The sequence below is a fragment of the Pantoea sp. KPR_PJ genome, assembly GCF_041386365.1.
GTDB lineage: Bacteria > Pseudomonadota > Gammaproteobacteria > Enterobacterales > Enterobacteriaceae > Pantoea.
Genome location: NZ_JABMIK010000006.1, coordinates 214,311 through 232,413, shown reverse-complemented (window position 1 = coordinate 232,413; position 18,103 = coordinate 214,311). Strand labels below are relative to the sequence as shown.

Annotated in this window: 17 protein-coding genes; 11 read left to right on the top strand and 6 right to left on the bottom strand. The window is 57.4% G+C overall.

Annotation, left to right across the window (positions count from 1 at the left end; all coding sequences use genetic code 11):
* Nucleotides 1–97: 97 nt before the first annotated feature.
* Nucleotides 98–1,564 carry an outer membrane channel protein TolC gene (gene tolC / locus HP564_RS14575; protein WP_371244195.1) on the bottom strand — a complete coding sequence of 489 codons (1,467 nt, stop codon included), beginning with the start codon at nucleotides 1,562–1,564 and terminating at the stop codon, nucleotides 98–100.
* A 214-nt stretch (nucleotides 1,565–1,778) separates the two neighbouring features.
* Here tolC and nudF point away from each other — a divergent pair, with 214 nt between their 5' ends.
* From nudF to HP564_RS14545, 6 genes are read left to right on the top strand one after another with little or no spacing between them, the layout of a single operon-like run.
* Entirely contained in the window at nucleotides 1,779–2,414 is a 636-nt protein-coding gene (gene nudF, locus HP564_RS14570; protein ID WP_371244193.1) for an ADP-ribose diphosphatase, read from the top strand.
* Nucleotides 2,411–2,836: a DUF1249 family protein gene (locus HP564_RS14565; protein WP_371244191.1), complete on the top strand. Its 426-nt coding sequence runs from the start codon at nucleotides 2,411–2,413 to the stop codon at nucleotides 2,834–2,836. Before nudF ends, HP564_RS14565 begins: the two co-directional genes overlap by 4 nt.
* 45 nt (nucleotides 2,837–2,881) lie before the next feature.
* Entirely contained in the window at nucleotides 2,882–3,709 is an 828-nt protein-coding gene (gene cpdA / locus HP564_RS14560; protein WP_371244189.1) for a 3',5'-cyclic-AMP phosphodiesterase, read from the top strand.
* Nucleotides 3,710–3,712: 3 nt separating this feature from the next.
* A complete protein-coding gene (gene yqiA / locus HP564_RS14555) occupies nucleotides 3,713–4,294 on the top strand; it encodes an esterase YqiA (protein WP_371244187.1) in 582 nt (193 codons plus the stop codon).
* Nucleotides 4,295–4,341: 47 nt separating this feature from the next.
* Nucleotides 4,342–6,237: a DNA topoisomerase IV subunit B gene (gene parE / locus HP564_RS14550; RefSeq protein ID WP_371244185.1), complete on the top strand. Its 1,896-nt coding sequence runs from the start codon at nucleotides 4,342–4,344 to the stop codon at nucleotides 6,235–6,237.
* Between the two features lie 45 nt (nucleotides 6,238–6,282).
* Complete coding sequence (locus HP564_RS14545; protein WP_371244264.1) at nucleotides 6,283–7,182, top strand: LysR substrate-binding domain-containing protein; 900 nt, start codon at nucleotides 6,283–6,285, stop codon at nucleotides 7,180–7,182.
* A 51-nt stretch (nucleotides 7,183–7,233) separates the two neighbouring features.
* On the opposite strand, the gene HP564_RS14540 is transcribed toward HP564_RS14545, so the two are convergent.
* Nucleotides 7,234–7,542, bottom strand: a complete 309-nt coding sequence (locus HP564_RS14540; RefSeq protein ID WP_371244183.1) for a putative quinol monooxygenase — start codon at nucleotides 7,540–7,542, stop codon at nucleotides 7,234–7,236.
* Between the two features lie 33 nt (nucleotides 7,543–7,575).
* Nucleotides 7,576–8,157, bottom strand: coding sequence for an NAD(P)H-dependent oxidoreductase (locus HP564_RS14535; RefSeq protein ID WP_371244181.1), 582 nt, complete (start codon nucleotides 8,155–8,157; stop codon nucleotides 7,576–7,578).
* 160 nt (nucleotides 8,158–8,317) lie between these two features.
* Between HP564_RS14535 and HP564_RS14530 the strand changes: the two genes are divergently transcribed.
* The 4 genes from HP564_RS14530 (at nucleotide 8,318) to ftsP (ending at nucleotide 13,841) form a co-directional block, all read left to right on the top strand.
* Nucleotides 8,318–9,085 (top strand): transporter substrate-binding domain-containing protein, encoded by a 768-nt coding sequence (locus HP564_RS14530; protein ID WP_371244179.1) that lies wholly within the window; start codon nucleotides 8,318–8,320, stop codon nucleotides 9,083–9,085.
* 132 nt (nucleotides 9,086–9,217) lie between these two features.
* On the top strand, nucleotides 9,218–11,491 hold the full coding sequence (gene parC / locus HP564_RS14525; protein ID WP_371244177.1) for a DNA topoisomerase IV subunit A: 2,274 nt from the start codon (nucleotides 9,218–9,220) through the stop codon (nucleotides 11,489–11,491).
* A 46-nt stretch (nucleotides 11,492–11,537) separates the two neighbouring features.
* Entirely contained in the window at nucleotides 11,538–12,275 is a 738-nt protein-coding gene (locus HP564_RS14520) for a 1-acylglycerol-3-phosphate O-acyltransferase (protein WP_371244175.1), read from the top strand.
* Nucleotides 12,276–12,410: 135 nt separating this feature from the next.
* Nucleotides 12,411–13,841, top strand: coding sequence for a cell division protein FtsP (ftsP, locus tag HP564_RS14515; protein ID WP_371244173.1), 1,431 nt, complete (start codon nucleotides 12,411–12,413; stop codon nucleotides 13,839–13,841).
* 45 nt (nucleotides 13,842–13,886) lie between these two features.
* On the opposite strand, the gene dkgA is transcribed toward ftsP, so the two are convergent.
* A complete protein-coding gene (dkgA, locus tag HP564_RS14510) occupies nucleotides 13,887–14,711 on the bottom strand; it encodes a 2,5-didehydrogluconate reductase DkgA (RefSeq protein ID WP_371244171.1) in 825 nt (274 codons plus the stop codon).
* A gap of 195 nt (nucleotides 14,712–14,906) precedes the next feature.
* On the opposite strand from dkgA, the gene HP564_RS14505 reads away from it, so the two are divergent.
* The gene (locus tag HP564_RS14505; protein WP_371244169.1) at nucleotides 14,907–15,815 is read left to right on the top strand and encodes an AraC family transcriptional regulator N-terminal domain-containing protein; all 909 of its coding nucleotides are present in this window, start codon (nucleotides 14,907–14,909) and stop codon (nucleotides 15,813–15,815) included.
* A gap of 10 nt (nucleotides 15,816–15,825) precedes the next feature.
* Here the strand turns inward: HP564_RS14505 and HP564_RS14500 are convergent, their stop codons facing one another.
* Together HP564_RS14500 and metC are read right to left on the bottom strand one after the other, a co-directional pair.
* Complete coding sequence (locus HP564_RS14500) at nucleotides 15,826–16,488, bottom strand: DedA family protein (RefSeq protein ID WP_371244167.1); 663 nt, start codon at nucleotides 16,486–16,488, stop codon at nucleotides 15,826–15,828.
* A gap of 115 nt (nucleotides 16,489–16,603) precedes the next feature.
* A complete protein-coding gene (gene metC / locus HP564_RS14495; protein WP_371244165.1) occupies nucleotides 16,604–17,794 on the bottom strand; it encodes a cystathionine beta-lyase in 1,191 nt (396 codons plus the stop codon).
* Nucleotides 17,795–18,103: the final 309 nt, after the last annotated feature.

The window sequence follows — 18,103 nt, the reverse complement described above, 5'->3', positions numbered from 1 at the left end:
GCTGGTGGAAAATGAAGCTGAGGGCCTGACAGGGAAAGGATATTTACGTTGTTATACGTTTAACAGAGAGACGGGCCGCAAAGCGGCCCGTAAGTGATTAGTTGCGGAACGGATTACCGCTGCTGCGCTGGGCGGCAGGGCGCGCAGCCACAGGCGCGGGCTGAGCTGACGGACCGTTATCAACGATGGCCGTCTGCTGCGGATTTTCCGGCGCGACGGATTCCGGCGAAGTGGAGATCTCTTTGCCGAGTTGGCTGTTGAGCTGTTGCAGATCCTGCTCGTTCAGCGTACCCAGCGCATATTTGATATTCAGCTGGTTAATCAGGTAGCTATAGCGTGCGTCGGAAAGCTGCTGTCTGGCGTTGTAGAGCGTGGTGGTCGCATCCAGCACGTCAACAATGGTACGCGTACCCACCTGATAGCCTGCTTCCATAGCGTCCAGTGAACTCTGGGCGGAAACGACGGCCTGCTTGTAAGCATCAATGCTGCTGACTGAGGCGTTCACATTATTGTAAGAGGAACGTACGGTCTGCACTGCTGAACGGTGTGCGCTCTCCAGCTGCTCACTGGCGCTGACGTAGTTAAACTGCGCCTGTTTCACCTGTGATGTTACCGAACCACCGCTGTAGAGCGGCAGCGAGAAGCTCAGGCCAACCTGGTTGGTACCGGTAATAGAGTCGGTACTGCCTGCGCTCTGATTGGCGCGGCTGCCGCCATATTTGCTGTTAGAGAGGCCGGTAGAGGCGGTCAGATCCAGCGTCGGCATATGGCCGCTCTCAGCATAGCGGATCTGCTCACGTGCCAGATCCTGATTCAGGCGAGCGGAGAGCAGGTTCAGGTTGCGGCTTTCAGCCTGCTTCAGCAGCGCACTGACCGGTTCCGGGCGGCTGGTTTTAAAACGATCGATGTTCAGTGAGGCCAGCGCAAGGTAGTCATTGCCGGTAATCTGGCGCAGCGTTTCAACTGTATTATCGAGGTTATTGCGTGCGGTGACTTCATTCGCCAGTACGCTGTCGTACTGGGCGCGGGCGTTTTGCACGTCGGTGATGGCAACCAGGCCCACATTAAAGCGCTGTGTCGTCTGATCCAGTTCCCGATAGATAGACTGTTTTTGCGCTTCTGTGAAAGAAAGGGTATCAATCGCCTTTAAAACATTGAAATAGGCGGTTGCGGTATTCAGGATAAGGTCCTGCTGAGCCACCTGATAGGTGACATCCTGAATGCCTGCGGTTTTTTCCTGCAGCGTCAGGTTGCGCCATTTTGACATGTCGAAAATGGTCTGGGTTAATTGCAGCGAGCCGCTGGTCGTGTTGGAATGAAGGCCGCTGCTGTCGCGATAGCCATTGCTATAGGTGTAATCCGCGCCTAAACCTAACTGAGGCAACAAAGGACTGCGCGCTTCATTGATCTTTTCAAATGCGGCATCGCGGGTGGCGGCAGAGCTACGTAAATCCGGGTTACTCACGCGGGCTTGTTGATAGACCTGCAACAGGTCTTCTGCCTGACTAATGAGGCTGAAACCGCCCAGGCTCAGCCCAATAAGAATTGGGAGCAGTTTTTTCATTTGCATTCCTTTTGTTGCAGCAAATTACAGGAGTAGCGCTGCCGGATAAGCCAAAAAATAATCGCAGATTCTAGCAGAGTGCGACTGTGAGATAAGTTGGCTGAACGTGCCTTCTCCCTCTAATTTACGTAAATAATTCAGAAAGAACCACTCGGATGGAGCCTAAGGGTTGGCTTTTTACCGCTCTGTCCCAATCTGCATAAGGAGCCCGACGATGAGCGGCGAAAAGAAATCCCCTGTGACTTTTACAAAAAACGATGTAGAAATTATTGCACGCGAAACCGCGTGGAAAGGTTTTTTTTCCATCGTGCGCTATCGGTTTCGTCACCGTCGTTTTGATGGCGAAATGAGCAACGAAGTGGTGCGCGAAGTTTTCGAGCGCGGACACGCTGCCGTACTGCTACCCTATGATCCCTTACGTGACGAAGTGGTATTGATCGAACAGATCCGTATTCCTGCCTTTGACGTCAGCAAGACCCCGTGGCTACTTGAAATGGTTGCGGGCATTATCGAGCCCAATGAGAGCGCCGAAGAGGTGGTGCGTCGTGAAGCCGTAGAAGAAGCAGGCTTAACCGTCGGGCGCGTTAAACCCGTGTTAAACTATCTCGCCAGTCCTGGCGGCACCAGCGAGCGCTTGTCGATCCTGGTGGGAGAAGTGGATGCCAGCCTGGCAAAAGGATGCCACGGCCTGGAGGAAGAGAATGAGGATATTCTTGTGCATGTGGTGAGTCGCGAACAGGCTTACCGCTGGGTGGAAGAGGGGATTATCGATAACGCGGCGTCCGTCATCGCCCTGCAATGGCTGGCGTTGCACCATGAAAAACTACGAGACGAGTGGAAGCTAAAATGAAACAGCGCTATACCCCTGATTTCCCCGAAATGATGCGGCTCTGCGAAACCAATTTCGCCCAGTTGCGTCGTCTGCTGCCGCGCAGCGATGAAGCAGGCGCGTCGGTGGTCTATCAGGTTAAAGGCGCTCGCTATCAGTTGACCATTGAAGAGTCCACGCGCTATACCACGCTGGTGGAAATCCGCCAGACAGCGCCGGCCGTCAGTTACTGGAGCCTGCCTTCTATGTCGGTGCGGTTATATCATGACGCTATGGTCGCTGAAGTGTGTTCAACACAGCAGATCTATCGCTTTAAAGCGCGCTATGATTATCCTAATAAAAAACTGCATCAGCGCGACGAGAAACATCAGATCAACCAGTTTCTCGCAGACTGGTTACGCTACTGCCTGGCGCAGGGTGCAATGGCAGTGCCGGTCTGCTGACTGCACAGATAATGCATTATTCGGCGTGGAGACGAAGGAAACGCTTTGGATAGCCTGCTAACACTTCCTGCGGCGAACGGGGCCGGGATCAGGATTTTGCAAATCACGGACACCCACCTTTTCGCTGGAAAAAACGAATCGCTGCTGGGCGTGAACACCTGGGCGAGCTATAGCGCCGTGCTGAAGGCCATCGTGGCGCAGCAGCGCGAGTTTGATTTGATCATCGCCACGGGCGATCTCGCACAGGATCACTCTGTTGAAGCCTATCAGCACTTTGCTGAGGGCATTGCTCGCCTGCCTAAACCCTGCGTCTGGCTGCCGGGCAATCACGATTTTCAGCCCGCGATGGTGAATACCCTGGCTGAAGCGGCGATTGCTGAGCAAAAGCATGTCCTGCTCGGTGAGCACTGGCAGCTGGTGATGCTCGACAGCCAGGTATTTGGCGTGCCACACGGCATGCTGAGCGACTACCAGCTGGAGTGGTTAGAGAAGACGCTGGCGATCTATCCACAGCGCCACACGCTGGTGGTGCTGCATCATCATCCTTTGGCCAGCGGCTGTACCTGGCTCGATCAGCACAGCCTGCGCAACGCCCATCAGCTGGATGCGGTGCTGCAACCTTACCCGTTAGCGCGCACGCTGGTATGTGGCCATATTCATCAGGAGCTCGATCTCAGCTGGCATCATCGCCGCGTGCTGGCGACGCCTTCCACCTGCGTGCAGTTCAAACCACACTGTACCAGCTTTACTATTGATACCGTTGCGCCAGGCTGGCGCTGGTTCACTCTCTACCCCGACGGATCGATCGATACGGAAGTCAACCGGCTACAAACCGATGCGTTTCGGCCGGATCTGGAATCGGACGGATACTGACGCATGGCGGCGCTGCTTTATCTGCACGGCTTCAACAGCTCGCCGCAATCGGCGAAGGCCGCCCAGCTGCAGCAGTGGATGGCGGCCACGCATCCCCACATTGACGTGGTCGTGCCCCAACTGCCCGCTTTTCCTGCCGATGCCGCCGCGCTGCTGGAAGAGAAAGTGATGGACCTGAGCGGTCAGCCGCTGGGGCTGGTAGGCTCCTCGCTGGGCGGCTATTTAGCCACCTGGCTCTCCCAGTGTTTTATGCTGCCTGCCGTGGTGGTTAATCCGGCAGTGCGCCCGTTTGAGCTGCTGGCGGATTACCTGGGGGTGAACCAGAATCCCTACACGGGCCAGCAATATGTGTTAGAGTCTCGCCACATTTACGATCTGAAAGTCATGCAGATTGAGCCGCTGGAAGCGCCTGATTTGATCTGGTTGCTGCAACAAACCGGCGACGAAGTGCTCGACTACCGCCAGGCGCTCGACTACTACAGTGCGTGCCGACAGACGGTGGAGCAGGGCGGCAATCATGCGTTTACTGGATTCGAACGCCATTTCCCGCAGATTCTGGACTTTCTGGGTCTGAATCACGACTAACCTGCGGAAATTGCACCTAATTTCACGCTTCTGATTAGAAATTTATCATGAGTCAATCAAGCTATAACGCGGATGCTATTGAGGTTCTGACCGGCCTTGAGCCGGTGCGTCGTCGTCCCGGTATGTACACCGACACCACGCGCCCTAACCATCTGGGCCAGGAAGTCATTGATAACAGCGTCGATGAGGCGCTGGCGGGCCATGCAAAACGGGTAGAAGTCATCCTTCATGCCGATCAGTCGCTGGAGGTAATCGACGACGGCCGCGGTATGCCAGTGGATATCCATCCGGAAGAGGGCGTGCCTGCCGTTGAGCTGATCCTCTGTCGCCTGCATGCGGGCGGCAAGTTCTCCAGCAAAAACTACCAGTTCTCAGGCGGTCTGCACGGCGTCGGCATCTCAGTGGTCAACGCCCTGTCGAAGCGCGTTGAAGTTACGGTACGCCGCAACGGTGAAGTTTATGATATCGCTTTTGAGCATGGCGAAAAGGTGCAGGAGCTGACCAAAACCGGTACGGTGGCGAAACGCAACACCGGCACCAGCGTTCACTTCTGGCCAGACGAAAGCTTCTTTGACAGCCCGCGCTTCTCGGTATCGCGCCTGACCCATCTGCTGAAAGCCAAAGCAGTGCTCTGCCCTGGGGTGGAAATTGTCTTTAAGGACAAGGTCAACAATACCGAACAGCGCTGGTGCTATGAAGATGGTCTGACCGACTATCTCTGCGAGGCGGTGAACGGCCTGCCCACGCTGCCGGAACACCCTTTTGTGGGCAGCTTCGCTGGCGACACGGAAGCGGTAGACTGGGCGCTGCTGTGGCTGCCGGAAGGCGGCGAGCTGCTGACTGAAAGTTACGTCAACCTGATCCCGACGATGCAGGGCGGTACGCACGTTAACGGCCTGCGTCAGGGGCTGCTGGATGCAATGCGTGAGTTCTGTGAATACCGCAATATCCTGCCGCGCGGCGTGAAGCTGTCAGCGGAAGATATCTGGGATTGCTGTGCTTACGTGCTGTCGGTGAAGATGCAGGATCCGCAGTTCGCCGGGCAGACCAAAGAGCGTCTGTCATCGCGCCAGTGCGCGGCTTTTGTCTCGGCGGTGGTAAAAGACGCCTTCAGCCTGTGGCTCAATCAGAACGTGCAGGCGGCGGAGCAGCTGGCGGAGCTGGCGATCTCCAGCGCGCAGCGCCGTATGCGTGCGGCAAAGAAAGTCGTGCGTAAGAAGCTGACCAGTGGACCGGCGCTGCCCGGCAAGCTGGCGGACTGTACCGCACAGGATCTGAACAAAACCGAGCTGTTTTTGGTCGAGGGGGACTCCGCGGGCGGTTCTGCCAAGCAGGCGCGCGATCGCGAATACCAGGCGATCATGCCGCTGAAAGGCAAGATCCTGAACACCTGGGAGGTGTCGTCTGACGAAGTGCTGGCCTCGCAGGAAGTGCACGATATCTCTGTGGCGATCGGCATCGATCCCGACAGCGAAGATCTCACCCAGCTGCGCTACGGCAAGATCTGTATTCTTGCCGATGCGGACTCCGACGGCCTGCACATCGCCACACTTCTCTGCGCCCTGTTTGTGAAGCACTTCCGCTCGCTGGTCAAAGGGGGCCATGTCTACGTTGCGATGCCGCCGCTCTACCGTATCGATCTCGGCAAAGAGGTCTATTACGCGCTTGATGAAGATGAGAAAGAGGGCGTGCTGGAGCAGCTGAAGCGCAAGAAGGGCAAGCCGAACGTGCAGCGCTTTAAAGGATTGGGTGAGATGAACCCGCTACAGCTGCGCGAAACCACGCTGGATCCCAATACGCGTCGTCTGGTGCAGCTGACGGTAGATGACAGCGACGTTGAGCAGACCCTGCGCGTGATGGATATGCTGCTGGCCAAGAAGCGTTCGGAAGATCGCCGCAACTGGCTGCAGGAAAAAGGCGATATGGCCGATATTGAAGTGTAATCATCGCGCTGCGGCTGGCGTACCAGCCGCGCAATGGAGTAGATGATGAAAGTCACGCTGGAAGAGCTGCGCGTGCTGGTGGCGGTAACGGACTGCGGTTCAATTACCGCGGCGGCGGAGCTGCTGGATCAAACCAGCTCGGGCGTGAGCCGCGCCCTGAGCCGCCTTGAAGCCAAACTCAACAGTACCCTGCTGCACCGCACCACGCGGCGTCTGGCCCTGACCGAAGAGGGGCAGCTGTTTCTTACCCACGCACGGCAGATTCTGGCTTCTGTGGAACAGGCCGAAGAGCAGATCGCCCAGCGACGTGAAACCCCCTCTGGCCGCCTGCGCATCAATGCCGCCGCACCCTTTATGCAGCACGTGATCGTGCCGCTAATTGGGGCGTTTCGGCAGCGTTATCCGCTTATTCAGCTGGAGCTTAACACCGACGATATCGTGATCGATCTGCTGGAGCAGCAGACCGATATCGCGATTCGCATCGGTGAACTGCGCGATTCCACCATGCGCGCCAGAATGCTCGGCAGCAGTAAAGTGCGGCTGCTCGCCAGCCCCGACTATCTGCAAAAGTATGGGGAACCGCAGAGCGTTGAAGCGCTGGCGCAGCATCAGCTGATCGGTTTCAGCCAGCTGGAGATGCATAACGTCTGGCCTGTCTGGCAGCGTGAAGGGGAGATGCTGCGCATTCAGCCGACTCTCTCCGCCTCCAGTGGCGAAATCATCCGTCAGCTAACGCTGGCAGGACAGGGGATTGCGCGCATTTCCGACTTTGTCAGCCACCAGGACCTGGCAACCGGGCGCTTAAAAGAGGTGCTGGTGCAACAAACGCAGGATGTCCGGCTACCGGTACACGCGGTCTACTATCGCAATGCAGAGCTGGCGGCGCGCATTACCTGCTTTCTCGATTTTCTCCACGCTGAGATCGCCTCACAGGCATTGTTCTGACAGAAAAAAGCCGCGCGCCCTGCGGCACGCGGCCTGACATGGGGCAGTGACTCAGGCCGTGGGTTCCAGCACCAGAATCTTGACGTCCACCACATCGTCTTTAATTTTTTCGCGATGCGCTTCCATATGCGGCATCTGCTGATGCTGCTCCAGGTGGCGCAGCGACGCCCACTGTTCCAGCATAAAGATGGAGTCAGGCGAATTATGCTTCCACGGCACCTGCGCCTGGTGATCCACCAGCGCGTCATACTGATGGCAGCCCTCTTCGGCCAGCACCGTAGGGATCAGCGAGGAGATCGCATCCAGTACCGCGTTGCGACGTCCGGGTTTAATACAAATCTCAGCCACTACCGTTAGCATTATCCTCTCCTCAATTTGCGGGCCCGCCTTAAGTTAAGCAAAGATCTCGCTGAGATGAGTCCGATAACGCGCGATATCACGCGGCACGTCCGGCTGTTTGATCACGTCGTTACAGATAAAGGTGGGCAGCGCGTCCATCCCCAGGAACTGGTTTGCCTTATGAAAGTGCAGGTAGAGACCATCCACTCCAACGCCTTCAAAGAACTGGTCAGGATCGGTAAAGGCTTCCAGCGGCGCGTTCCAGGTGAGCGACAACATATACTTTTTGCCCTGCAGCAGGCCGCCTGAGCCATATTTTTTGCTGGCATCAGCGCGCGAACGACCATCGCTGGCGTAGAGCTTGCCATGGCCTTCGGTAAAGATTTCGTCGATATAGCGTTTCACGGTCCAGGGTTCACCCATCCACCAGCCCGGCATCTGATAAATCACGACGTCGCTGTCGAGATATTTTTGCACTTCTTCTGCGATGTCATAGTCGCTGTCGGCGACGGTGACGTTGACCTCATGGCCTAAGTCGCGCAGCTGGCTGGCAGCCACCTCCGTCAGCGTGTGATTCAGTTCGCCTTTTGAGTGGGCAAAGGTTTTGCCGCCGTCAATGATAAGGATTTTGCTCATTCGGGTATCTCTGTTGTTTTGTCTGTAGGCCGCTACTCTACGCGCTCAGCAGGAGGAGAAAAATGCGATTCGGATCACAAGACTTTTGCGCTGCAAGCAATAATAGCGCCGCATATGACACACTTCGCTTACCCCCATTACGCCATACAGAAGGACACCAATGCAGAAATACCTTTTCGGCGCGCTGCTGCTGGCCAGCGGCGTGGCACAGGCTGACTCCCGACTCGATCACATTCTTGCCAGCAAAACGCTGCGGGTTTGCACGACGGGCGACTACAAGCCCTATACCTATCTCCGTCCGGACGGAGAGTATGAAGGGCTGGATATCAGCATGGCGCAGTCGCTGGCCGCCAGCCTTGACGCAAAGATCAGCTGGGTGCCTACCACCTGGAAAACCCTGACGCAGGATTTTAAAGAGAAACAGTGTGATATCGCGCTGGGCGGGGTGTCGGTGACGCTGAAACGACAGCAGACAGCCTGGTTTGCTCAGCCACTCGGCGTGGATGGCAAAATTCCGCTGGTGCGCTGTGCTGATAAAGCAAAATATGCGACCGTTGAACAGCTTAACCAGCCCGGCGTGCGGCTGATTGAGCCGGCAGGCGGCACCAACGAAGCCTTTGTGCATAGCCATCTGCCACAGGCGTCGCTGACGCTGTTCCACGATAACGTCACCATCTTTCAGCAGCTGGTTGATAACAAAGCCGATGTGATGATCACTGACGCCTCTGAAGCGCTCTATCAGCAGCAGCACTACCCGCAGCTGTGCGCGCTCAACCCGCAAGCGCCGCTGCAGTACGGTGAAAAAGCCTACATGATCCCGCGTGACGATATGAGCTGGAAAGCCTATATCGATCAATGGCTACACCTCGCCACCGCGACCGGAGAATATGCGCGTATCGCCACGCAGTGGATGGGCGTCGCGCGCTGAGTACAATGCCCGATAATCGCACGCTGCGCCGCGCTTCCCCTGTGACTAATTCCGACGATTAAGGTACTATCCTCGCCAAATAACCGCCGGGTGATCCGCCATTGCGGGCCACGAAGTGAGGATAAAAGCTTAATGAGTGAATTGACGCAGGATGGTGCAGAGCGTCTTGCCCTGCACAAATTTACCGAAAACGCGTACCTGAACTACTCCATGTACGTGATTATGGACCGCGCCTTGCCCTATATCGGCGACGGTCTTAAGCCGGTACAGCGCCGTATCGTCTATGCCATGTCGGAACTCGGCCTGAGCGCCAGCGCAAAATTCAAGAAATCAGCCCGTACGGTGGGTGATGTGCTGGGTAAATACCATCCGCACGGCGACAGCGCCTGCTATGAAGCGATGGTGCTCATGGCGCAGCCCTTCTCCTACCGTTATCCGCTGGTAGATGGCCAGGGTAACTGGGGCGCGCCGGACGATCCGAAATCCTTTGCCGCCATGCGATATACCGAATCGCGCCTGTCGAAATATGCAGAAGTGCTGCTTGGTGAGCTGGGGCAGGGCACGGTCGACTTTGTGCCGAACTTTGACGGTACCATGCAGGAGCCGAAGATGCTGCCTGCACGCCTGCCAAATATCCTGCTGAACGGCACCACCGGCATCGCGGTTGGTATGGCAACGGATATTCCGCCGCATAACCTGCGCGAAGTGGCGCAGGCGGCGATCGCCCTGATCGACAAGCCGAACACCAGCCTCGACGCGCTGCTGGATATCGTGCAGGGGCCCGATTATCCCACCGAGGCGGAGATTATTACGCCGCGCGACGAGATCCGCAAAATCTACCAGACCGGTCGTGGCTCTGTGCGTCAGCGTGCGGTATGGAAAAAAGAGGATGGCGAGGTGGTGATTACCGCGCTGCCGCATCAGGTCTCTGGCGCACGCGTGCTGGAGCAGATTGCCGCGCAGATGCGTAATAAAAAGCTGCCGATGGTAGAAGATCTGCGCGACGAGTCCGATCACGAAAACCCGACGCGTCTGGTGATCGTGCCGCGCTCCAACCGTGTGGATCTCGACCAGGTGATGCACCATCTGTTCGCCACTACCGATCTGGAAAAGAGCTACCGCGTTAACCTCAATATGATTGGCCTGGACAATCGCCCGGCGGTGAAAAACCTGCTGGAGATCCTGTCGGAATGGCTGGTGTTCCGCCGCGATACCGTTAAGCGCCGCTTGAACCACCGCCTTGAGCGCGTACTGCGCCGCCTGCATATTCTTGAAGGTTTGCTGGTGGCCTTCCTCAATATTGATGAGGTGATCCATATCATCCGCAGCGAGGATGAGCCTAAGCCGGTGCTGATGTCGCGCTTTGGCATCAGCGAAACCCAGGCGGAAGCGATCCTTGAACTGAAGCTGCGCCATCTGGCGAAGCTAGAAGAGATGAAGATCCGCGGCGAGCAGAGTGAGCTGGAAAAAGAGCGCGATCAGATTCAGGCGATCCTTGCCTCTGAGCGCAAAATGAATACCCTGCTGAAGAAAGAGCTTCAGGCCGATGCCACTGCCTACGGCGACGATCGCCGCTCACCGCTGCACGAGCGCGAAGAGGCCAAAGCGCTGAGCGAGAACGAGCTGGTGCCGTCCGAGCCGGTCACCATTGTTCTGTCGCAGATGGGCTGGGTGCGCAGCGCCAAAGGCCACGATATCGATCCCACCGGGCTGAGCTACAAAGCGGGCGACAGCTATCTGGCTGCGGCGCGCGGCAAGAGCAACCAGCCGGTCGCCTTTATCGACTCGACCGGTCGCAGCTACACGCTCGATCCCACCTCGCTGCCGTCTGCACGCGGTCAGGGCGAGCCGCTGACGGGCAAACTGACCCCACCGCCTGGAGCGGTGGTTGAGCAGGTGCTGATGGAGGCGGACGAGCAGAAACTGCTGATGGCCTCTGATGCTGGCTACGGCTTTATCTGTACCTTTGCCGACCTGGTATCGCGCAACCGCGCCGGTAAAGCGCTGCTGACGCTGCCGGAAAACGCGCGCGTCATGACGCCGATGGCGGTGCATCATGAAGATGACATGCTGCTGGCGATTACCCAGGCGGGTCGCATGCTGATGTTCCCGGTGGGCGAACTGCCGCAGATGTCGAAAGGCAAGGGCAACAAAATTATCTCTATTCCGTCTGCGGAGGCCGCGGCGGGCAATGACAAGCTGGCATGGCTATTGATTCTGCCGCCGGGCAGCGCGGTAACGCTTTACGTTGGCAAGCGTAAGCTGATTCTGCGCAGCGAAGAGTTGCAGAAGTTCCGCGCCGACCGCGGACGTCGCGGCACGCTGCTGCCGCGCGGTTTGCAACGTATCGACAAGGTCGAGCTGGATGCACCAGCGCGTACCGTCAGCGAAGACGGTGAAGCCTGAGACACGCGGCGGATAATCTTTTCCGCTGCGCCATAATGAGGGATATATGTTACTAGTACTGCGCACGATCTTTGTGGTGATCTACTCGATTCTGGTCTGTGTTTTCGGCTGCATCTGGTGCCTGTTCTCGCCACGTAACCCGCGCCACGTTGCCACTTTCGGTCATCTGTTTGGCCGGCTTTCGTGGGTATTTGGCGTCAAGGTAGAGCTGCGTAAACCGGCGGATGCGGAAAACTATGGCAATGCTATCTATATTGCTAACCACCAGAACAACTATGACATGATCACGGCGGCCAATATTGTGCAGCCCTCCACGGTCACGGTCGGCAAAAAAAGTCTGCTCTGGATCCCCTTTTTTGGCCTGCTTTACTGGCTGACCGGTAACCTGCTGATTGATCGCGACAACCGTACCAAGGCGCACGGTACCATCAGCCAGCTGATCGATCAGTTTAAAAAGAAGCGCATTTCGTTCTGGATGTTTCCGGAGGGCACGCGCAGCCGTGGCCGTGGTCTGCTACCTTTTAAAACCGGCGCGTTTCATGCCGCCGTTGCTGCAGGCGTACCGATTATTCCAGTCGTGATCTCTAACACCCACGGCAAAATCAATCTCAATCGCCTGAAGAACGGGCTGGTGATTGTCGAGATGCTGCCGCCGGTTGATACCAGCGGTTATACCACGCAGTCAGTGCGCAAGCTGGCGACCCACTGCCGCGAACTGATGATGGAAAAACTGGAGACGCTCAACGCCGAAGTCGAGGCGCGTGAAAAAAGCGGTAAGCTCTGATCGGCCCGCGTCTCGCCGGGAACCCGCAAGGATGCACGCGGCGCGCTTTCTGCCCGCCGCGACGCAACACAGCAATAAAGCAAAAATAACAACTGGCTGGCGCGCAGGCGCCACGCGTAAAGGGTTTGACGTTCTATGTCTTTCAGCAGACGACAGTTTATCCAGCTTTCTGCTGGCGCAGCGCTTGGCGCAGGTGTGTTACCTTCAGCGGCACGCGCTGCCTCCGGCCCAAACGGCGACATGCCGTTGCCGGTGCCTCCGCTTATTGAATCACGTCGCGGTCAGCCGCTGTTCCTGACGCTGATGCGCAGCCACTGGTCTTTTCGGGGTGACAATAACAAGGTGCCAGTGTGGGGCATTAATGGCCTCTATCTTGGCCCGACGGTGCGCGTCTACAGCGGCGATGATGTTAAGCTCATCTACAGTAACCGCCTCAATGAGCCGGTGGCGATGACCGTCAGTGGTCTGCAGGTGCCCGGCGCACTGATGGGCGGTGCTCCGCGCATGATGTCTGCAGGCGTTGACTGGGCGCCCGTGCTGCCTGTCCGCCAGGCGGCCGCCACCTGCTGGTATCACGCCAGTACACCTAACCGCATGGCGCCGCACATTTATAACGGGCTGGCGGGCATGTGGCTGATTGAGGATGAGGTCAGCAAGCAGCTGCCGCTGCCGCGTCACTACGGTGTAGACGACTTCCCACTGATTATTCAGGACAAACGACTCGATAACTTCGGCACGCCCGCTTATAACCCGCCGCAGGATGGCGGCTTTCTGGGTGATGTGCTGCTGGTCAACGGCGTGCAGAGCCCTTTTGTTGAGGTCTCACGCGGCTGGGTGCGCCTGCGCCTGCTGAACGCCTCTAATTCGCGCCGCTACCAGATGGTGTTGAGCGATAACCGTCCTTTTACCGTTATCGCCAGCGATCAGGGCTTTTTGCCCGCGCCCGTGGCGGTGCAGCAGCTCTCCCTGGCCCCCGGCGAACGCCGTGAGGTGCTGATCGATATGTCGCAGGGCAATGAGGTGTCGATCACCGCGGGCACGGCGGCCGGGATTATGGATCGCCTGCGCGGTTTGTTTGAGCCATCTTCCATTCTCACCAATACGCTGGTGCTGACGCTGCGTCCAACTGGCCTGCTGCCGTTAGTGACGGATAACCTGCCTATGCGCCTGCTGGCAGATCAGATCCTTGACGGCGTGGCAACGCGCACCCGCGAGTTCCGCATTGGTGAAGGAATGCCGGGGATTAACGGCGCACAGTGGGATATGAACCGCATTGATACGACGGTGCAGCAGGGCACCTTTGAGCGCTGGATTATGCGTGCCGATCGCCCACAGGCCATCCATATTCAGGGTGTCATGTTCCTGGTGAAAAGCGTCAACGGCGCGCAGCCGATGGGCGAGGATCGCGGCTGGAAGGATACAGTGTGGGTAGATGGCGAAGTCGAACTGCTGGTCAGCTTCCCGCAAAGTTCGTCTGAACATTTTCCCTTTGTTTATTACAGTCAGACGCTGGAGCTGGCCGATCTTGGCACGGCAGGGCAGCTGCTGGTACAGCCAACCGCCTGATGGACAGCGCGCTGCCCACAAAGACAGCGCGCTGCAGCGTAACCGTTAGTTAAACGTCTCGGGGTCTGGTCCCAGACGATTACCGCGATCCAGCTTCGCGATCTCGCTCAGTTCCGGCTTTTCCAGACGGAAATCGAACACCGCAAAGTTCTCTTCAATACGCTCAGGCGTGACCGATTTCGGGATCACGACCAGACCGCTGTCGAGGTGCCAGCGAATCACGATCTGCGCCGGGGTTTTGCCATATTTCTTCGCCAGCTGGCGAATAATCTCCTGATCGAACACGCCTTCGCCGCCCTGCGCCAGCGGGCTCCAGGACTCGGTCTGGATCTGATGCATGGCGTTCCATGCATGCAGCGTGCGCTGTTGCAGCATCGGGTGCAGCTCAATCTGGTTCACTACCGGGGAAACGCCCGTCTCATCCAGCAGACGTTTCAGATGCGCCTCATGGAAGTTACAGACGCCGATGCTCTTTGTCAGGCCCTGCTGCTGAAGCGCAATCATCGCTTTCCAGGCGTCAACGTAGTGATCTTTCTCCGGGCAAGGCCAGTGCATCAGGTAAAGATCGACCTGCTCCAGCTGTAACTTTTTCAGGCTGGTTTCCATCGCCTGCTGCACGTTTTGCTGATCGTCATTCCACAGTTTGGTGGTGACGAAAATATCTTCGCGCGGCACGTCGGTATCTTGCAGCGCCTGGCCGATTGCCTCTTCGTTTTTGTAAGCCGCAGCAGTATCGATGGAGCGATAGCCCACCTCCAGCGCCTTCAGTACCGCACGATGCGCGTCTTCATTGCTCGCCTGCCACACGCCAAGCCCCAGCTGCGGCATCATATTTCCGTCATGCAGTTTGATAATCGGTTGATCTGCCATAGGTACTCCTTTCAGTTGCAGTGAACCCGAGAGAGGTTAAGTCTAGTCAACAAACCCGATGCCGTTTTTATTGTGGGCGGCAAATCGCGGTTATGCCCTGCCTGATCCTGCGTAAGTCTTGCCTGTTTCTCCATTTCAGTGGCGAATTTCGCAGCAGCCAGGCAGACTGGGTGCTTTACCCTGCGAGAAAACGGCATGGCGCACGAAGCTTTATGTCACCGCCTGGCAAGCCAGGTGGTGACCCTGATGACGCATGGACGCAACCGGCTTACCCCGGTAGAAAATGTCAAACTGATCTACGTGAACCAGTATCAGCCGCGCACGCCGATAATGTATCAGCCTGGTATCGTTATTCTGTTTCAGGGCAGCAAAACCGGCTATCTCGGCAGCACGGTGTTTACCTATGACGCGACAAAATACCTGATGCTCACCGTACCGCTGCCGGTGGAATGTGAAACCTGGGCGTCGCCAGAGGAGCCGGTTGCCGGAATGTTCCTGTCGGTCGATACGGCCGGGTTACAGGATCTGCTGATTGAGATTGGCGACGATGAAGATTTTCAGCCGCAGCCGCAGACGTCGGGGATCCACTCTGCCTGGCTGAACGAGCCGATGCTGTGTGCTGCGGAACGGCTGCTGGATGTGATGACGAACCCGCGCGATGCACGCGTGCTGGGTCCGCAGATCGTGCGGGAGATTATCTATTACGTGCTGACCGGGCCGACAGGCGGTGCGCTGCTGTCGCTGGTGAGTCGCCACACCCAGTTCAGCCAGATTTCACGCGCGCTTCGCCGTATCGAAAAGCACTACGCGGATAATCTCAGCGTCGATGCGCTGGCGGCAGAGGTGAATATGAGTGTCTCGGCATTTCATCACAACTTCAAAGCGGTGACGCAAACTTCACCGTTGCAGTACCTGAAACGCTACCGGTTGCATCAGGCGCGGCTGTTAATGCTGCATGACGGCCTGAAAGCCAGCGCGGCCGCGGTACGCGTGGGCTATGAAAGTCCCTCGCAGTTTTCACGGGAGTTTAAGCGTTATTTCGGCGTGACGCCGGGAGAGGAAATTAACCGCGTGCGCCAGACCGTTGCGGAACCGCAGGCCTGACGCACGTCCGTCAGGCCTGTTTTTGCCGCCGTTTTTTCCAGATCACGATAATGCTGCCGCCGAGGCCAACAAACAGCAGGACAACCGGCAGCACCATCAGGATCGCCATTACCTGATCTTCATGGCGCTTGATAAAAGGCACCTGGCTGATGCCGTAGCCAAAGGCCACCACAATCGCGACCCACAGCAGGCCGCTCAGCCAGTTGAACAGCTGGAAGCGGCCATTTTGCAGGCCGGAAATACCCGCCATGGTAGGCAGGATGGTGCGCACAAACGCCAGAAAGCGGCCCACCAGCAGTGCCATCAGCCCGTGGCGGTTGAACAGCTGCCATGCACGCTGATGGTACTGCGCAGGCAGATGCATCAGCCAGCTTTTCACCAGCCGTGTATTGCCGAGCCAGCGCCCCTGAAGATAGCTCAGCCAGCAGCCGAGGCTGGCTGCGGTCGTGAGGATCACCATGGTTGGCACAAAATCCATCACCCCTTTGGCGATCATCGCTCCTGCCAGCAGCAGCAAGCTGTCGCCCGGCAGAAAAGAGGCGGGAAGCAGCCCGTTTTCCAGAAACAGCGTCAGAAACATCACGCCGTAGACTACCCAAACCACATTTGGATCGGCCAGCGCGGCAAAATCCTGATGCCAGAGCGCATGAACAATCTCGTGTAAAACACCCATTTGCTGTCCCATCGAGTCACAAGGAATCTATTTTAGCGGCAATCCGGCCAACAGATTTGATCTACGGCCGATCACCTTTGTGTGGTTAGGTTCTGTTTAGGTTTTGTTTATGTTCTTACTCGGCCAGGCGCGCAAAGCCTGCCGCTAAATCGTCAGTCAGATCGTCAACGTGTTCCAGACCAATATGCAGACGCACCAGCGTGCCGTCGAAGTCAACGCCGCCCGCAGGACGAATGGCCGCCAGCTCGTCAGGCTGGTTCGCCAGAATCAGCGACTCATAGCCACCCCATGAGTAAGCCATGCTGAAATGGTGGAAGTGATCGAGGTATTGCGCCAGTTTTTCGCTGCTGAGTTTTTCATGCAACACAAAAGAGAACAGGCCGCTGCTGCCGCTGAAATCACGTTTCCAGAACGCATGGCCTTTGCTCTGCGGCAGCGCCGGATGATTAACGCGTGCCACTTCCGGTCGCGTCGCCAGCCACTCTGCTACCTGTAATGCGCTCGCTTCATGCTGGCGCAGACGCGTAGCCAGCGTGCGCAGGCCACGGCTGGCCATGTAGGCGCTGTCCGCATCCACCGTCTGGCCCATCAGATAGGAGTTTTCACGCAGCTGCTCCCAGCAGCGCGCGTTCGCCACCGCCGTACCGATCATTGCGTCGCTGTGGCCAATAAGGTATTTCGTCCCGGCCTGGATGGAGATATCCACACCGTGCGCCAGCGCGTTAAAGAACAGGCCCGCTGCCCAGGTGTTATCCATGATGATCACCGCATCTGGCGCGCTGGCGCGCACCGCTGCCACGATTGCCGGGATATCCTGCACTTCCATGGTGATCGAGGCGGGGGACTCCAGAAATACCACGCGGGTTTCCGGGCGCACCAGCGCGCTGATTTCGCTGCCGAGGGTGTGGTCGTAAAAGGTGGTCGTGACGCCCAGCTTGCTGAGAATTTTGGTGCAGAAATCCTGCGTCGGCTCATAGACCGCGCCGCACATCAGCACATGGTCGCCGGCCTCGACAAAAGAGAGGATAGCGTTAGCGACGGCCGCCGCGCCGCAGGGATAGAGCACGCAGCCCGCGCCGCCTTCCAGTTCAGTCATGGCATCTTGCAGGGCGAAATGGGTGAGGGTGCCGCGACGGCCATAAAAAAGTTCGCCTTTCGCCCGGCCTGCCGTGGCGCGTTTTTTATCGGCAACGGTGTCAAAAACCAGCGAAGAGGCGCGCTGAATGACGCTGTTGACCGCGCCCTGGGTATAACGTTTACTGCGTCCTGCACTGACTAACGTGGTATCGATTTTTTTGGTTGTCATTCGTGTCTGCCTGCCGCTCACCACAAAACCTTCACGTTACCATGAAATCCCGTCCAGGGTTGACCTCAATCCTGATATTCAGAACCTGCCCGAAGCGGCGCGAGCGGGCATAAAATATGCGCTCCGCTTCATGGATCCTTACGCTAAGGGAGACTTATCCCCCTCGACCGATCGTGATCAGCCACCGTCTCCTGGCGCCAGGTAAGGAAAACGCCTGCGTTATGACTCACTAAGCCGCGACCACGATCTGCTGCTGGCAATAGCCTGCCATCTTCTGATGCTGCTGCTCATGCTAACCGCGTGAGTTCG

Bases quoted from the DNA above. Each gene is read 5' to 3' on its own strand.
- HP564_RS14535 (WP_371244181.1), bottom strand. From the start codon at position 8,157: ATGAGCAAAATCCTTATCATTGACGGCGGCAAAACCTTTGCCCACTCA.
- parC (WP_371244177.1), top strand. From the start codon at position 9,218: ATGAGTGAATTGACGCAGGATGGTGCAGAGCGTCTTGCCCTGCACAAA.
- ftsP (WP_371244173.1), top strand. From the start codon at position 12,411: ATGTCTTTCAGCAGACGACAGTTTATCCAGCTTTCTGCTGGCGCAGCG.
- HP564_RS14500 (WP_371244167.1), bottom strand. From the start codon at position 16,488: ATGGGTGTTTTACACGAGATTGTTCATGCGCTCTGGCATCAGGATTTT.
- yqiA (WP_371244187.1), top strand. From the start codon at position 3,713: ATGGCGGCGCTGCTTTATCTGCACGGCTTCAACAGCTCGCCGCAATCG.
- HP564_RS14545 (WP_371244264.1), top strand. From the start codon at position 6,283: ATGAAAGTCACGCTGGAAGAGCTGCGCGTGCTGGTGGCGGTAACGGAC.
- parE (WP_371244185.1), top strand. From the start codon at position 4,342: ATGAGTCAATCAAGCTATAACGCGGATGCTATTGAGGTTCTGACCGGC.
- dkgA (WP_371244171.1), bottom strand. From the start codon at position 14,711: ATGGCAGATCAACCGATTATCAAACTGCATGACGGAAATATGATGCCG.
- HP564_RS14520 (WP_371244175.1), top strand. From the start codon at position 11,538: ATGTTACTAGTACTGCGCACGATCTTTGTGGTGATCTACTCGATTCTG.
- metC (WP_371244165.1), bottom strand. From the start codon at position 17,794: ATGACAACCAAAAAAATCGATACCACGTTAGTCAGTGCAGGACGCAGT.
- nudF (WP_371244193.1), top strand. From the start codon at position 1,779: ATGAGCGGCGAAAAGAAATCCCCTGTGACTTTTACAAAAAACGATGTA.
- HP564_RS14540 (WP_371244183.1), bottom strand. From the start codon at position 7,542: ATGCTAACGGTAGTGGCTGAGATTTGTATTAAACCCGGACGTCGCAAC.
- HP564_RS14505 (WP_371244169.1), top strand. From the start codon at position 14,907: ATGGCGCACGAAGCTTTATGTCACCGCCTGGCAAGCCAGGTGGTGACC.
- tolC (WP_371244195.1), bottom strand. From the start codon at position 1,564: ATGAAAAAACTGCTCCCAATTCTTATTGGGCTGAGCCTGGGCGGTTTC.
- HP564_RS14530 (WP_371244179.1), top strand. From the start codon at position 8,318: ATGCAGAAATACCTTTTCGGCGCGCTGCTGCTGGCCAGCGGCGTGGCA.
- HP564_RS14565 (WP_371244191.1), top strand. From the start codon at position 2,411: ATGAAACAGCGCTATACCCCTGATTTCCCCGAAATGATGCGGCTCTGC.